Here is a 14,570-nt window from a genome sequence, read left to right on the forward strand (position 1 = left end):
GCTTCAACACGAGGGGGATGAAGCGATGACGAATCGACCGGTCGATCACCGCAGGGGATTGCGTCTCGCCGGCGTGCTGATGGGGTTTTCCGTCGCGCTCGGCGCCTGCACCTATACCGAGGAGGTCACCCAGTCGGTGCCGACCGATTATCGCCTGCGCCACCCGATCGCGGTGCAGGAAGCCAAGCGCTCGATCGTGATCTTCGTCGGCCAGTCGCGCGGCGGCCTGTCGGCGGCGCAGCACGCCGACGTCACGGGCATTGCCCGCGATTGGGTCCGCGAAGGCACCGGCTCTGTTATCGTCGACGTGCCCGTCGACACCGCGAATGCCCGCGCAGCCGCATCGGCCTATCGTGAGATCCGCTCGGTGCTCGCCGCAGGCGGCGTACCGTCCCGCGCGGTCGTCCAGCGCCCCTACCGGCCCGAGGATCCCGGCCTGCTGCCGACCATCCGCCTCAGCTATTCCCGGATCGCCGCGGTCGCCGGTCCCTGCGGGCTGTGGCCGGAGGATACGGGGCCATCGATCTTCGACCCCGGCTACAACGAGAACCGGCCCTACTTCAATCTCGGCTGTGCCTCGCAGCGCAATCTCGCCGCGATGATCGACAACCCCGCCGATCTCGAACAGCCGCGGGCTGAAACGCCGGCCTACACGGCGCGCCGTTCGATCGCCTACGACAAGTACCGCAAGGGCGTCTCCACCACGACCACCTATCCCGAAGCCGACAAGGCCAAACTCAGCGACACAGGCAAATGATGCGCGGCCACAGCGAAGAAGAAGCCGACGATCCCAGGCATCCCGACGAGCACATTGCGCCGGTCCCGCGCATTTCGGTGCAGGCCTATTGCGAGACCGACAAGACGCTTGCTGCAGTCACGGCGGCCGGCGAGGACCGCCGTCTCGCCAAGGCGCATCTGACCGCCAAAGACGGCGGGCTCGCCGCCGCGATCGAAGCCTATGAAACGATGCCGACGCCGAACGTCATCGTGATCGAATCCGACGGCACGCGCGACATCCTCGAAGGTCTCGACGATCTTGCCGGCGTCTGCGACCCCGGCACGCGCGTGGTCGTGATCGGCAATCCCAATGACACGGCGCCCTATCGCGAGCTGGTGCGCCGCGGCGTCAACGATTATGTGGTCGGACCGGTCGAGACCATCGACGTGGTGCGCTCGATCTGCAGCCTGTTCTCGGCGTCCGAAGCCATCATCACCGGCCGCGTCATCGCCGTGGTCGGCGCCAAGGGCGGCGTCGGCGCCTCGACTGTTGCGCATAACGTCGCCTGGACGATCGCGCGCGACCTGTCGCTCGATTCGGTCGTGATCGACCTCGATCTCGCCTTCGGCACCGCCGGCCTCGACTACAACCAGGACCCGCTGCAGGGCATCGCCAATGCCGTGCTGTCGCAGGACCGGCCGGACACGGCGCTGCTGGAACGCCTGCTCGCCAAATGCACCGATCGCCTCAGCCTGCTCGCGGCCCCCGCGACGCTCGACCGCGTCTATGATTTCGGCGCCGAAGCGTTCGACGCCGTGTTCGACACGCTGCGCATGACGACGCCCTGCATCGTGCTCGACGTGCCCCATCAATGGTCGGGATGGACGCGTCGCGCGCTGGTCAGCGCCGACGACATTCTGATCGTGGCGGAGCCCGATCTCGCCAACCTGCGCAACACCAAGAACATGCTGACCGTGCTGAAAGGCGCGCGGCCCAACGATCGCCCCCCGCTCTACTGCATCAACCAGGTCGGCATGCACAAGCGTCAGGAGATCGAGGTCAAGGCGTTCGCCAAGACCATGGAGAGCCAGCCGATCGCGGTGATTCCCTTCGATTCGAAACTGTTCTCGACGGCGACCAATAACGGCCAGATGATCGCGGAGATCTCCAAGAGCCACCGCATCACCGAGACGTTCCAGGACATCGCCAACCGGCTTGCCGGACGCGGCGAAGTCAGGAAACCGAAGCGCTCGCTGCTCGGCCCGCTCCTGAAGAAGCTGAAGGCGAAGACGGCGCGGCGCGGACAGGCGCCGCATCGCAAGGCGTCGTAAGCTTCATTTCGTGAAAGAGGCGCGGCGGACCAGAGTCTTATCCATCGCGATGGATAAGGCTCTGGATTCTCGTCTTGACGCGTTTTCTTGACGCGAACCGGTATCCACTTCGCTCGAAAACGCCCTATCTATCCGCTCGCTGCTGCTTCTTCGCCAGCATCTCGCGCAGCGCGTTGACCTTCGCCGCAGCTTCATCAGGGGGCAGATCCGCCTTCACGAGGACTTCGGCCTCGGCCTGACGTCCCTGCAGGCCCAGCACGAGCGCGAGATTGGCACGGACTCGCGCATCGTGCGAATTGCGCTGATAGGCGCGACCTAGCGTCTGTTCGGCCTTGGGCAGATTGTTCTGCAGCACATAGGATAGGCCGAGGTTCGACAGCACCGACGGCTCGTCGGGCCTGATCTTCAGGGCGCTGGCGTAATATTGCTGCGCCTCCTCGTTGCGTCCCATCTGGTCCAGCACCGCGCCCTGCGCCGACAGGATGCGCCAGTCGGGATCCTCGGGCGAATGTGCCTTGGTCAGCACGTCGAAGGCCTGCTGGAAATTGCCGTTGTCAGCGAGCGCCCGGCCATAGGCCGCGAGCAACGCCTTGTTTTTCGAATGATTGAGCACGGCCTGCTCGAGAACTGCGACCGCCTGTGACCGCTGGCCGCTCTCGCGCAGCGCCTTGCCATAGGCGAGCGCGATCTCGGGATCGCCCTGCCTGGCGCGATAGGTTTCCCGCAAGCCGTCGAGATCGGACTTGGCCTCGGCCCTGGCCTCACCCGCCCGCGACTTTTCCGATTTGCCGCCCAGCGCGCCGGTGACGTCCTCGATCCCTGCGGTCTGGCAGCCGCACAGACCCAGCACCAGAAGCGCGGGCAGGAAAACTCTCGCCGGGGAAGAGGAACGGAACAAACGCTGGGACATATACTCTGATCTACTGTCGGCGACTGATCAGAGATGCTTCCCTATTAACGCTAAATTCCCGTTAAGGACGCGCCAAAGCGCGATGAATTCAGGTTGAAGCATCATCGCGCTTTAGCTGTTTGTTTGAGCATGATCGTTCCGGAAAACCGCTACACACTTTTCCGGATCATGCTCTAATCGGTGAATTCCGCGCCGAATTCGCAGCCGATGCGCCAGCGCAGGCGGCATTGGCGGCTGTAATCGGGCGCGAAGATGATGGTGAATTGCGGCGGCACTTCCAGAAACTCCGCCACCACTTTCACACCCCCGTCCGAAATATCCGTAACCGTGCAATCGCGCGGCAAGGAGCCCGCCCCGAAATGAATCTTGGCGAGCCGGCTGCACACCCGACGTTCGCTTCTCCGGCGATTTACAAGCATCTCGACCATTCGCTGTTAGATCACGGCCCATCCCGCACCCTCATCAGTAGCGGACATGTGTTGGGATGTGCTGAGTGGAACCGGCGGCATTCGAGGCGTAGTCGATGCTTAATCGCGGCTTGATGTCCGCATTCCCTTCACCTTCCGTTAGGAATTGCCGGAGCAACGGCAATGTTCCCGTAATGTTCTTGCCAAGCAAACCCAATTCCGCTACCCTTGATTGTGCAAGAGGGGCTGGATGGTTCAGCGCGTTTCTACCGTCGCTTTTGAGGGAATCGAGGCTCGCGCGGTCGACGTGCAGGTGCAGGTCGCGCCTGGCCTGCCGGCCTTCATTATCGTCGGCCTGCCGGACAAGGCGGTGTCGGAGGCACGGGAGCGGGTCCGCTCGGCGCTGATCGCCTCAGGGCTGGCGCTACCGGCCCGGCGCATCATCGTCAATCTCGCCCCGGCCGATCTGCCCAAGGAAGGCAGCCATTACGACCTCCCGATCGCGCTCGGCCTGATGGCCGCGATCGGCGCGATTCCCCCGGATGCACTCACGGGCTTCACCGTGCTCGGCGAGCTCGGGCTCGACGGCTCGATCGCGCCTGTCGCCGGCGTGCTGCCCGCCGCCATCGGCGCCAATGCGCGCGAGGAAGGATTGATCTGCCCCGCGTCCTGCGGCTCGGAAGCGGCCTGGGCGAGCCCGGACATCCAGATCGTCGCCGCACACTCGCTGATCCAGATCGCCAACCATTTCAAGGGCACGCAAGTGCTCTCGCGCCCTGCCCCCAAGGTGCACGAAGCCGCCGCCTCTCCGCTCGACCTGCGCGACATCAAGGGTCAGGAAAGCGCCAAGCGGGCGCTCGAGATCGCGGCCGCCGGCGGGCATCATCTGCTCATGATCGGCGCACCCGGCGCCGGCAAGTCGATGCTGGCGGCCCGCCTGCCCTCGATCCTGCCGCCGCTGTCGCCGGGCGAGCTGCTCGAAGTGTCGATGATCGCCTCCGTTGCCGGCGAGATCGAAGGCGGCGCGCTGACCGCGCAGCGGCCGTTCCGCTCACCGCATCATTCCGCCAGCATGGCGGCGCTGACCGGCGGCGGCGCGCGCGCAAAACCCGGCGAGATCTCGCTCGCGCATTAGGGCGTGCTGTTCCTCGACGAACTGCCGGAGTTCGATCCGCGCGTGCTCGACTCCCTGCGCCAGCCGCTGGAGAACGGCGAGGTTTCGGTCTCCCGCGCCAATCACCGCGTCACCTACCCTGCCCGCTTCATGCTGGTCGCCGCGATGAATCCATGCCGCTGCGGCAACGCATTCGAGCCCGGCTATGCCTGCAAGCGCGGCCGCATCGATCGCTGCACATCGGACTATCAGGCGCGCATCTCGGGCCCGCTGATGGATCGCATCGATTTGCGAATCGAGGTGCCCGCCGTGACGGCGGCCGACCTGATCCTGCCGCCAGCGGCGGAAGGCTCTGCCGAAGTCGCCGCGCGCGTCGCAGCCGCGCGGGATGTCCAGCTCGCGCGCTATCAGGCTGCCGGCCTGCCGCAGGTCCGCACCAATGCCGAGGCGCCGGCCTCCGTGCTGGAAGTGATCGCCAAGCCCGATGCGCAAGGCGCAAAACTGCTGCGCGATGCCGCCGAGACCATGCGGCTGTCGGCGCGCGGCTATCACCGCGTGCTGCGGGTGGCGCGCACGCTCGCCGACCTCGACAGCGCCGAGAAGATCGGCCGGCTGCATCTCGCCGAAGCCCTGTCCTACCGGGCACTCGCAGAGGATGTGCGGCAGATGGCTTGACGATCCCCGGCATCAACCCGGCGGTAACGAGTTTCCTTTACGGTCTGCAAACCATAAGCGCACGGGCCCTGTCGGTCCGGCTTTGGCGAGTAGAGTGCCATGTTGCGTTTCAAGATCCTGGCTTCGGTCGTTCCCCTCCTGGCGGCCGCGGTGTTCCGCGGCGAGGTCGGCTCGACATCCCATCCCTGCATTGCCTTCGGCGAGACAGCGGTCGAGCTCGCCTCGGTTCCCTGGGGCGCCGACCTGCATGTCGGCTTCACCGACGATCCCAGCCGCGCCACGGTGCGGGTACAGATCACCGACGACGCTGATGCGGCGGACTTTGCCCTGGTCGACGACACCTCGACCTCCGAGACCGGCGCCTGCCAGGGCCATGCGACGACGCGCTCGATCGCGATTTCGGGGTGGCCGAGCACTAACGGCCCGGTGATCTATCTCTCCCAGGACGGCCCGGCCGACTATCGCATCTATGTGCGCTCGAACGCGTTCTCGCCGCGCGACGCCGCCGCGCTGATCGTCGGCGCCAGCGGCGGACACCGCCACATGCAGGCCGCCTCGCTGTAGATTCTTGTTTTGACGCATTAACGTTTCGTCAACCCTGTTCGTAAGGCGCCGCAAAACCTCAAACTCTTCGCAAGGTCGAACGACACATCGTCACGTAAGGCGAGCATTCATTTCAGGGCAGCATCGGGGTCTTTGGCGATGGGTCGGGCGTTCCGGATCAAAGTGCGCATGCGCCGCTTCAGGCGCCGCTATCCCAAAATCTCGTTCACGGTCCGCTCCTTCCTGATCTTCTCGGCGACCTTCGGCGCCGCCTATGGCTTCATCACCGCGAGCCGGTCGGAAAATTCCGGCTACGATCCCAACGCCTTTGCAGTCGGCGCCAGCTTCCTGTTCGCGCTCGCCTGCCTCGGGCTTGCCACGCTCAGCATGCGGCTGCGTTTCGTGAACAAGCGCCTGCGCGCGCTGGCGGCCCATAACGAGGCACTGGTCGACCGCAATTGGGAGCTGAAGGAAGCTGAAGAGCGCGCGCGCAGCCTGTTCGAATCGCAGGGCGACCTGATCGTGCTGCGCGACACCCACGGCCGCATCACCTTTGCCAATGACGCCTATTGCACGCTCGCCGGTCAGGCGCGCGGTGCGCTGGTCGGCACCCGCTTCAATTTCGACGTGCTGGAGCAGGGCGAGAGTGCGCGCGAGAGCAACGGCACGCGCATCCACGACCAGAAGATCGCAACGCCGCTCGGCTCGCGCTGGATCGCCTGGCGCGAGGGCCTGGTACGGCTCGACGCCGGCCAGCCCGCCGAATTGCAGAGCGTCGGCCGCGACGTCACCGACCGCACCGAGAGCGAGCGCGCGCTGTCGGAAGCGCGCGACCAGGCCGATGCCGCCAACCGCGCCAAGTCGCGCTTCCTCGCGATGGCGAGCCACGAGATCCGCACGCCGCTCAACGGCATCATCGGCATGAGCGGATTGCTGCTTGACACCACGCTGACGCCGGAGCAGGGGACTTACGCCAAAGCCGTGAAGACCTCGGGCGAGGCGCTGATGGCGCTGATCGAGGAATTGCTCGACTATTCTAAGATCGAGGCCGGCAAGCTCGACCTCGAGCAGCGCGCCTTCGCGCTCTCGACCCTGATCGAGGAGATCACCGAGTTGCTGGCGCCGCGCGCGCAGGCCAAGAACCTCGAGATCGCGGCGTACGTCGACGAGCGTCTTCCGCTGGAGGTCGTCGGCGACGCCGCGCGGCTGCGCCAGGTGCTGCTCAATCTTGCCGGCAATGCGATCAAGTTCACCTCGACCGGCGGCGTCGCACTGATCGTCGAGCCCGGCGTCTGGCCGAACGAGATCAGTTTTCTGGTGCGCGATACCGGCATCGGCATCGCGCCCGAGGCGCAATCGCGCATCTTCCGCGAATTCGAGCAGGCCGACGAGCGCGTCGCGCGCAATTATGGCGGCACCGGCCTCGGGCTCGCGATCAGCGATCGCATCGTCAAGCGCATGGGCGGCCGGATTACGCTGGAGAGCGAGCAGGGCAGGGGCTCGACCTTCGAAGTCTCGATCCCGCTGCTCGCCTCCGACGCAAAGGCCGGACAGACGACCTTCCCGAGCCCCGATCTCAACGGCAAGTCGATCCTCCTGATCGCCGACGGCATCGAAGCTTCGCTGATCGCGCGCCGGCTGGAGCGCTGGGGTGGCCAGACCTGCATGGTCTCTGATGCCGCCGTCGCCGAAGCCCTGCTGCCGGAACGATCCTGGCACGCGATGCTGGTCGATCGTGCGCTCGGCGCAGACAGCGTTGCGCGGCTCGGCGCAGCCGCGCGTGCACACGCGACCCAGCGGCTGGTTCTGCTGACGCCGGCCACGCGGCATGAGCAACAGCTTTCTGCTGATCTCACCGGCTTTCTCGTCAAGCCTCTGCGCACCGCTTCGCTCGCTGCGCGACTGTCACTGACCCCGGAGGTCCCATCGCCTGAGCTGGCACCGGAGCCGCCGAGCGAAGCAAAGCCGGCAGCCACGACATCGAAGGGCCTGTCGATTCTGGTCGCCGAGGACAATGAGATAAATGCGCTCTTGATGCGATCGCTGCTGACCAAACTCGGTCATCGCGTCGTGATCGCAACCCATGGCGAGGCCGCGCTGGAATCCTGGCTGTCCGCAAAATCGGCCGGCACGCCCTACGACCTCGTGCTGATGGACATCCAGATGCCGCAACTCGACGGCATCGAAGCGGCCAAGCGCATCCGTGCGCGTGAAGCCGGCGAGCCCGGCCGCCGTACGCCGATCCTGGCGCTGACCGCCAATACATTGGTCGAGGACCGATACGCCTGTTTCGAGGCCGGCATGGATGGGTTCCTGATCAAGCCGCTCGACCGCGAGAAGCTGGAAGAAGCGCTGGCCGCGCTCGCCGCGTCGCGGCATCTGGTGGCGTGATCGTCAGGGTGCGGAGCGCCCGCGCGCTCACGCGCTTGTCAGCAACTCCCGATTGAAATCGACCGCGGAGCGCATCACCATCCTCTTGGCGGGGACGTGCAAGTCACCAAGAGGATGCGCCGATGAAAGCGCTCTATCGCCTTGCCCTCCTTGCCCTTTTCGCCGGCTACGGCCATGCCGCCGCAGCCGATACACACGACCTCATCTCGGCGCTGAAGCAGGGCGGCTATGTCCTCGTGTTCCGGCACACCGCAACCGACGACAGCCAGAAGGATATCTATCCCTTCAGGTTCGACGACATGAGCGCCCAGCGTCAGCTCAGCGAAAAGGGGCGGGAGGCGGCGCATCAGATGGGCGCCGCAATCAAGAGCCTCGCGATGCCGATTGGCGAGGTCTACACGAGCCGGCTCAATCGCGCGATCGAGACCGCCAAGCTGCTCTCGGGCAAGGATGTGGAGCCGGTCGATGCGTTGACGGACAGCAGCAATGCCAGCGCGTCGGGCATGGCCAATCCCACGGCTGGGAATACGAAGGCCGGGCTCGCTATGCGTCAGCTCGTCGATGCGCCGCCAAAACCCGGCACCAACACCTTCCTCGTCACGCACAAGACCAACATCACCGATGCCTTCGGCAAGGAAGCCGGCGACGTCGGGGACGGCGAGGCTTTCGTCTACAGGGCAAGCGGCTCAGGTCCAGCGGCCTTCGTGGCGCGGATCAAGCCCAGTGATTGGATGGCGCAAGCCGGCAACTGATGCTGCCACAATCGACGCAACCGCAGGGTGGGCAAAGCCAACGGGTCGCGCGAACGCGCCCGATGACAGGCTCCGCGTGCCCACCACTTCTGTCTCATGCGAGGAAAGATGGTGGGCACGGCGCGCGAAGAGCGCGCCCTTGCCCACCCTACGACTACAACCCTGCGGCTACAGCCGCCTGAGCGCCACGCTCTCCACCACGTGGTCGGCGCCCTTTTTCAGGATCAGCGTCGCGCGGGGGCGGGTGGGCAAAATGTTGTCCTCGAGGTTCGCGAGGTTGGTACGTTCCCAGATCGCGATGGCCGTGGCGGTCGCTTCGTCGTCCGACAACAGCGCGTAGCGATTGAAGTAGGACTTTGGATTCGTGAACGCGGTGTCGCGCAGCGCCAGGAAGCGCTTGATGTACCATTGCCGCAGCGCCGCCTCGTCGGCGTCGATATAGACCGAGAAGTCGAAGAAGTCGGAGACCACAGGCACCGCCTTGCCGTCACGCGGCAGTTTTCCGGTCTGCAGCACGTTGACGCCCTCGACGATCAGAATGTCGGGCTGGTCGATCTCGGCCCACTGGTTCGGCACGATGTCATAGGTCAGATGCGAATAGACCGGCGCGCGCACATGGCGGCGGCCGGACTTGATATCGGAGAGGAAGCTCAGCAGCAGGGGCAGATCGTAGCTCTCCGGAAAACCCTTCTTCTGCATGATGCCCTGCCGATCGAGCACCGCGTTGGGATAAAGAAATCCGTCTGTCGTGATCAGCTCGACCTTCGGCCGCGGCGACCAGCGCGCCAGCAGGGCCTGGAGCACACGGGCCGTGGTGGACTTTCCAACCGCGACCGAGCCGGCGACGCCGATGATGTAGGGCATCTTGCGATCGCGGATGTTGAGGAACTGGCGCTCCGCGTAGTAGAGGCGCTGCATAGCATCGACATAGATCGACAACAGGCGCGACAGCGGCAGGTAGATGTCCTCGACCTCCTGCAAGTCGAGGCGATCGTGCAGCGAACGCAGCCGGTCGAACTCACCCGGCTCCAGCGTCATCGGCGTATCGTCGCGCAACCGCGCCCATTGCTCGCGCGTGTAGACGCGGTACGGATTGTACAGCTGCTCGGGTGCGCGGATATCCATGACGCCGCCTTTCCGTTAATCGCCCTTGCGTGACGCCTTTTCTTCGAGCCCGGACATCGCAGTGCGCTTGTCCAGTGCCGCCTCGACCTCCTCCAGTCTTACGCCGCGCGCCTTGAGGAGCACAAGGAAGTGGTAGAGCAGGTCGGCGCTTTCCGCGATCAGATGCGCGCGATCGTTTTCGACTGCTGCGATTACGGTTTCGACTGCTTCCTCGCCGAACTTCTTGGCGCAATGTTCCGCGCCCTTGTCGAGCAGCTTGCGGGTGTAGGACGCCTCGCCAACGGACGCCGCGCGGGCGTCGATGGTTGCAGCCAGGTCGTGGATCGTGAAACGCGACATACGAAATACTCAGAAACACGCCGCCGGCCGCCCTGGCCGGTCCCCTCCGGCCTGTGTAGCATTTTTACGAACAGGAGTCGTTATGCATCCATGCGCATGGGCAGCCCACGCCGGGCCATGTGCTCCTTGGCCTCGCGGATGGTGAATTCCCCGAAGTGAAAGATCGACGCCGCCAACACGGCCGTGGCGTGCCCGTCGCGGATACCGTCGACGAGGTGATCGAGATTGCCGACGCCGCCCGAGGCGATCACGGGTACCGGAACGCTGTCGGCAATCGCCTGGGTCAGCGGGATGTCAAAACCCTGCCTGGTGCCGTCTCGATCCATCGAGGTGAGCAAAATCTCACCGGCGCCGAGCGAGACCACTTCCTGGGCATACTCGACCGCGTCGATGCCGGTCGAGTTGCGCCCGCCATGGGTGAAGATCTCCCAGCGGTCAGAGCCGCCAGGGCGCTTGACCCGCTTGGCGTCGATCGCGACAACGATGCACTGCTCGCCGAATTTTTCGGCCGCTTCCTTGACGAACTCGCGCCGGGAGACCGCGGCGCTGTTGATCGAGACCTTGTCGGCGCCAGAGCGCAGCAGCGTCTTGATGTCGTCGACCGTGCGGACGCCGCCGCCGACCGTCACCGGCATGAAGCAGGCCTCCGCCGTGCGCCGGACCACGTCCAGCATGATGCCGCGGTTCTCGTGGGTCGCGGTGATGTCGAGGAAAGTGAGCTCGTCGGCGCCGGCGGCGTCATAGGCGATCGCCGCCTCGACGGGGTCGCCGGCATCGCGCAGGTCGACGAAGTTGACGCCCTTGACGACCCGGCCGTCCTTGACGTCGAGGCAGGGGATCACGCGCACCTTGAACATCTGGCGTTCTCCTAAGCAGCCGCGCGCGCGTTGCGGATCAGGGTGAGGGCGGCCGCGGGATCGAGCCTGCCGTCGTAAAGCGCGCGACCGGCAATCGCGCCGGCGAGCTTCTTGGCCCGCGGCGTCAGCATCGCCTTGACGTCCTCGATCGAGGCGAGGCCGCCGGAGGCGATCACGGGGATGGAGATGGCATCTGCAAGCGCGATCGTCGCGTCGAGATTGAGGCCCTTGAGCAAGCCGTCACGCGCGATGTCGGTAAAGATGATGGCGGCGACGCCGGCATCCTCGAAACGCTGCGCGATCTCCAGCACCGTGACCTGCGAGGTCTCGGCCCAGCCTTCGACGGCGACCTTGCCGTCGCGGGCATCGAGCCCCACGGCGATGCGGCCGGGGAATTTTTTCGAAGCCACCTTCACCAGCTCGGGATCGCGCACGGCAGCCGTGCCGATGATGACGCGCGTGATGCCCTTGGCAAGCCAGGCCTCGACGGTCGCGAGATCGCGAATGCCGCCGCCGAGCTGCACCGGCATCTTGATCGTCTTCAGCATGGCCTCGACGGCGTGTGCATTGACCGGCTTGCCGGCAAAGGCGCCGTCGAGATCGACGACGTGGAGATATTCAAACCCCTGCGCGGCAAAGCTCTGGGCCTGCGCCGCGGGATCGAGGTTGAACACGGTGGCGCGCGCCATGTCGCCTTGCTCCAGGCGCACGCATTGGCCGTTCTTCAGATCGATGGCGGGGAAGAGGATCACGGCTTCCATCTCAAAAAGTTCGAGATCAGGGCCAGGCCAAAGCGCTGGCTCTTCTCGGGGTGAAACTGGGTGCCGATGGCGGTGTCCTTGGCGACGATGGCCGTGACCGGTCCGCCATAATCGGCGCGCGCCAGCACGTCCGCCTCATTGGCGGCATTGAGGTGATAAGAGTGCACGAAATAGGCGTGCTGGCCCTTGGGACCGAGCGGCAGCTTTTCCAGCACCGGATGCTCGCGCAGCACGTCGAGCGTGTTCCAGCCCATGTGCGGGATCTTCAGATTCTCGTCGCGGGGCGCGATCTTCTCGACGTCACCGGCGATCCAGTTCAGGCCCTCGGTGATGACATGCTCCTTGCCGCGGGTTGCGAACAATTGCATGCCGACGCAGATGCCGAACATCGGCCGCGCCTTGACCCGCACGGCTTCGGTGATCGCGTCGACCATGCCGTCCACGGCATCAAGCCCGCGCCGGCAATCGGCGAAGGCGCCGACGCCCGGCAGCACGATGCGATCGGCGCGATAGGCGGTGTCCGGATCGTGCGTCACGATGATCTTCTGCGGGTCCTCCATGCTGCGCGCGGCGCGCTCGAAGGCTTTTGCAGCGGAATGCAGATTGCCGGAACCGTAATCGATGATGGCAACGCTCATCGTGACCCTCCCGGTTCTGGAAACAAGCCAATGATGCCGCCGGACGGCAGCGGCGGCGGGTTGGAGAACGGCTCGCCCGGCACGTTGCGGGTCGGCGGCGGGCCACCGCGATCGACGGCCCATTGATCGTTGACGATGCCGCGCTGCTTCTGGCTCCAGCGCTCGAAGAAACGCCGCTCGGCGGTGTCCCGGTCATCGGCAACCACGACGTCGAGCTGCCGCCACTTACCGCGCGACAGCGTCCAGCGGCGCAGGCTTGTGGCCTCGAGCCCCATCAACAGCGCCAGGATAATGTCGGCGAAGAAGATCGAGGTGCGGCCGACGCCGAGGCTCGAGAGCCCGGCCTGAAACGCGGCGAAGAAGATGACCCAGCCGATCAGCGCCAGCCACAGCCGGTGCCAGAGCAGCCAGATCGGGCCAAAGATCATCGCCCAGAAATGGAAGCCATCGCGCACGAAGGCGAATTTCTCGGTGGCGCGCAGATCCGTCCCATGGGGGGAGGGAGCATGGACTGTATAGACAGGCATTCGGATGCCCCGTTCCAAAAAATTCAATTGAACCCGCCGGCGGCGCCCGATGGCCCGCGAGACGGAGATGTCAGCCGCCGAGCGAGCCCTTGGTGGACGGCACCTCACCCGCTGCACGCGGATCGATGGCGACGGCCGTCCGCAGCGCCCGCGCCAGACCCTTGAAGCAGGATTCGGCGATATGGTGGCTGTTCTCGCCATATAGGGTCTCGACGTGGAGAGTCACGCCGGCATTCATGGCGAAGGCCTGAAACCATTCGCGAACCAGCTCGGTGTCGAACTCGCCGATCTTGTCGCGGGGAAAGTCGGCCTTGAACACCAGGACCGGGCGGCCCGAAATGTCGATGACCACGCGCGACAGCGTTTCGTCCATGGGCATGTGGACGCTGGCATAGCGGGTGATGCCCGCCATGTTGCCGAGCGCCTGCTTCACGGCCTGACCGAGCGCGATGCCGGTGTCTTCGGTCGTATGGTGATGATCAATGTGCAGATCGCCCACCGCCTTGACCGTGAGGTCGATGCGGGAATGGCGGGCGAGGAGATCGAGCATATGGTCGAAAAAGCCGATGCCGGTCGTGATGTTGGACACGCCGGATCCATCGAGGTTCACGGATACCTCGATGTCGGTCTCCTTGGTCTTGCGCTTGATCGTCGCGGTGCGCATTGGAAAGCTGGCTTCCACTTTGGTTTTGAGCATGATCCTCTCGGAAAACCGGTACCCACTTTTCCGGATCATGCTCCTTTGAGCCGAAAACGGCGGTCTTTTAACAGCCAAATGACGCCTTCGCTACTGCGGGATGGCCCTAGCAGGGCTCTAGTTCTGCCTATGGTGAGCGAAATCGGCCCAAAGCCGGGCGTTGTGCCCCGGTTGTGCCCTTGGCCCCGACCCCCTAAATCAGGCCGGACAACGAGGTATTTCATGCAGGATTCCCAGAACAGCTCGCCGGTCTGGCACGGCACGACCATTGTGACGGTCCGCAAGGGCGGCCGGGTGGTGGTCGGCGGCGACGGACAGGTCTCGATCGGCCAGACCGTGATCAAGTCCAACGCCAAGAAGGTCCGGAAACTCGGCAAGGGCGACGTGATCGGCGGGTTTGCCGGGGCGACGGCCGATGCTTTCACGCTTTTTGAGCGGTTGGAATCCAAACTCGAGCAATATCCGGGGCAACTGACCCGGGCGGCCGTCGAGCTCGCCAAGGACTGGCGCACCGACCGCTATCTGCGGCGGCTGGAGGCCATGATGATCGTGGCCGACAAGGACGTTTCCCTGGTCCTGACCGGGACCGGCGACGTGCTGGAGCCCGAGGCCGGCGTAATGGCGATCGGCTCGGGCGGCAATTACGCGCTGGCCGCGGCTCGCGCCCTGCTCGACACCGACAAGGACGCCGAGACCATCGTCCGCCGCTCGCTCGACATCGCCGCCGACATCTGCGTCTACACCAACCGCAACGTCACCATCGAGAGCCTGTCGAGCGGCTAGGC

General features: G+C 65.1%; 15 protein-coding genes and 1 pseudogene. 7 read left to right on the forward strand and 9 right to left on the reverse strand.

Annotated features, from left to right (window positions below; all coding sequences use genetic code 11):
- Positions 1-25 precede the first annotated feature (25 nt).
- On the forward strand, positions 26-757 hold the full coding sequence (locus JQ632_RS14990; RefSeq protein ID WP_212403228.1) for a CpaD family pilus assembly protein: 732 nt from the start codon (positions 26-28) through the stop codon (positions 755-757).
- Complete coding sequence (locus tag JQ632_RS14995) at positions 754-2,049, forward strand: AAA family ATPase (protein WP_212403230.1); 1,296 nt, start codon at positions 754-756, stop codon at positions 2,047-2,049. Before JQ632_RS14990 ends, JQ632_RS14995 begins: the two co-directional genes overlap by 4 nt.
- A gap of 124 nt (positions 2,050-2,173) precedes the next feature.
- Here JQ632_RS14995 and JQ632_RS15000 read toward each other — a convergent pair whose 3' ends face one another.
- Positions 2,174-2,959: a tetratricopeptide repeat protein gene (locus JQ632_RS15000; protein WP_212403231.1), complete on the reverse strand. Its 786-nt coding sequence runs from the start codon at positions 2,957-2,959 to the stop codon at positions 2,174-2,176.
- A gap of 173 nt (positions 2,960-3,132) precedes the next feature.
- Complete coding sequence (locus JQ632_RS15005; RefSeq protein ID WP_212403470.1) at positions 3,133-3,378, reverse strand: PilZ domain-containing protein; 246 nt, start codon at positions 3,376-3,378, stop codon at positions 3,133-3,135.
- Between the two features lie 238 nt (positions 3,379-3,616).
- On the opposite strand from JQ632_RS15005, the pseudogene JQ632_RS15010 reads away from it, so the two are divergent.
- From JQ632_RS15010 to JQ632_RS15025, 4 genes and pseudogenes are all read left to right on the forward strand, one after another.
- Positions 3,617-5,155, forward strand: a pseudogene (locus JQ632_RS15010) (YifB family Mg chelatase-like AAA ATPase).
- Positions 5,156-5,254: 99 nt separating this feature from the next.
- On the forward strand, positions 5,255-5,719 hold the full coding sequence (locus JQ632_RS15015; RefSeq protein WP_212403233.1) for a hypothetical protein: 465 nt from the start codon (positions 5,255-5,257) through the stop codon (positions 5,717-5,719).
- 138 nt (positions 5,720-5,857) lie between these two features.
- Complete coding sequence (locus JQ632_RS15020) at positions 5,858-8,089, forward strand: ATP-binding protein (RefSeq protein ID WP_212403235.1); 2,232 nt, start codon at positions 5,858-5,860, stop codon at positions 8,087-8,089.
- A 122-nt stretch (positions 8,090-8,211) separates the two neighbouring features.
- Positions 8,212-8,841 carry a histidine phosphatase family protein gene (locus JQ632_RS15025; RefSeq protein ID WP_212403237.1) on the forward strand — a complete coding sequence of 210 codons (630 nt, stop codon included), beginning with the start codon at positions 8,212-8,214 and terminating at the stop codon, positions 8,839-8,841.
- A gap of 168 nt (positions 8,842-9,009) precedes the next feature.
- Here the strand turns inward: JQ632_RS15025 and coaA are convergent, their stop codons facing one another.
- From coaA to hisB, 7 genes are all read right to left on the reverse strand, one after another.
- A complete protein-coding gene (gene coaA, locus JQ632_RS15030) occupies positions 9,010-9,966 on the reverse strand; it encodes a type I pantothenate kinase (protein WP_212403238.1) in 957 nt (318 codons plus the stop codon).
- A 15-nt stretch (positions 9,967-9,981) separates the two neighbouring features.
- A complete protein-coding gene (locus JQ632_RS15035; protein WP_212403240.1) occupies positions 9,982-10,305 on the reverse strand; it encodes a phosphoribosyl-ATP diphosphatase in 324 nt (107 codons plus the stop codon).
- An 80-nt stretch (positions 10,306-10,385) separates the two neighbouring features.
- Positions 10,386-11,162, reverse strand: coding sequence for an imidazole glycerol phosphate synthase subunit HisF (gene hisF, locus JQ632_RS15040; protein WP_212403242.1), 777 nt, complete (start codon positions 11,160-11,162; stop codon positions 10,386-10,388).
- A gap of 11 nt (positions 11,163-11,173) precedes the next feature.
- Complete coding sequence (gene hisA / locus JQ632_RS15045; RefSeq protein ID WP_212403244.1) at positions 11,174-11,923, reverse strand: 1-(5-phosphoribosyl)-5-[(5-phosphoribosylamino)methylideneamino]imidazole-4-carboxamide isomerase; 750 nt, start codon at positions 11,921-11,923, stop codon at positions 11,174-11,176.
- Positions 11,911-12,561 (reverse strand): imidazole glycerol phosphate synthase subunit HisH, encoded by a 651-nt coding sequence (gene hisH, locus JQ632_RS15050; protein ID WP_212403246.1) that lies wholly within the window; start codon positions 12,559-12,561, stop codon positions 11,911-11,913. Before hisH ends, hisA begins: the two co-directional genes overlap by 13 nt.
- Positions 12,558-13,088: a DUF2628 domain-containing protein gene (locus JQ632_RS15055; RefSeq protein WP_212403248.1), complete on the reverse strand. Its 531-nt coding sequence runs from the start codon at positions 13,086-13,088 to the stop codon at positions 12,558-12,560. The genes hisH and JQ632_RS15055 overlap by 4 nt, the downstream gene beginning before the upstream one ends.
- Positions 13,089-13,158: 70 nt before the next feature.
- A complete protein-coding gene (gene hisB / locus JQ632_RS15060) occupies positions 13,159-13,752 on the reverse strand; it encodes an imidazoleglycerol-phosphate dehydratase HisB (RefSeq protein ID WP_212403472.1) in 594 nt (197 codons plus the stop codon).
- A 255-nt stretch (positions 13,753-14,007) separates the two neighbouring features.
- Between hisB and hslV the strand changes: the two genes are divergently transcribed.
- Positions 14,008-14,568, forward strand: a complete 561-nt coding sequence (gene hslV, locus JQ632_RS15065; RefSeq protein ID WP_212403250.1) for an ATP-dependent protease subunit HslV — start codon at positions 14,008-14,010, stop codon at positions 14,566-14,568.
- Positions 14,569-14,570: the final 2 nt, after the last annotated feature.

This window comes from Bradyrhizobium liaoningense (assembly GCF_018130955.1).
Lineage (GTDB): Bacteria > Pseudomonadota > Alphaproteobacteria > Rhizobiales > Xanthobacteraceae > Bradyrhizobium > Bradyrhizobium liaoningense_C.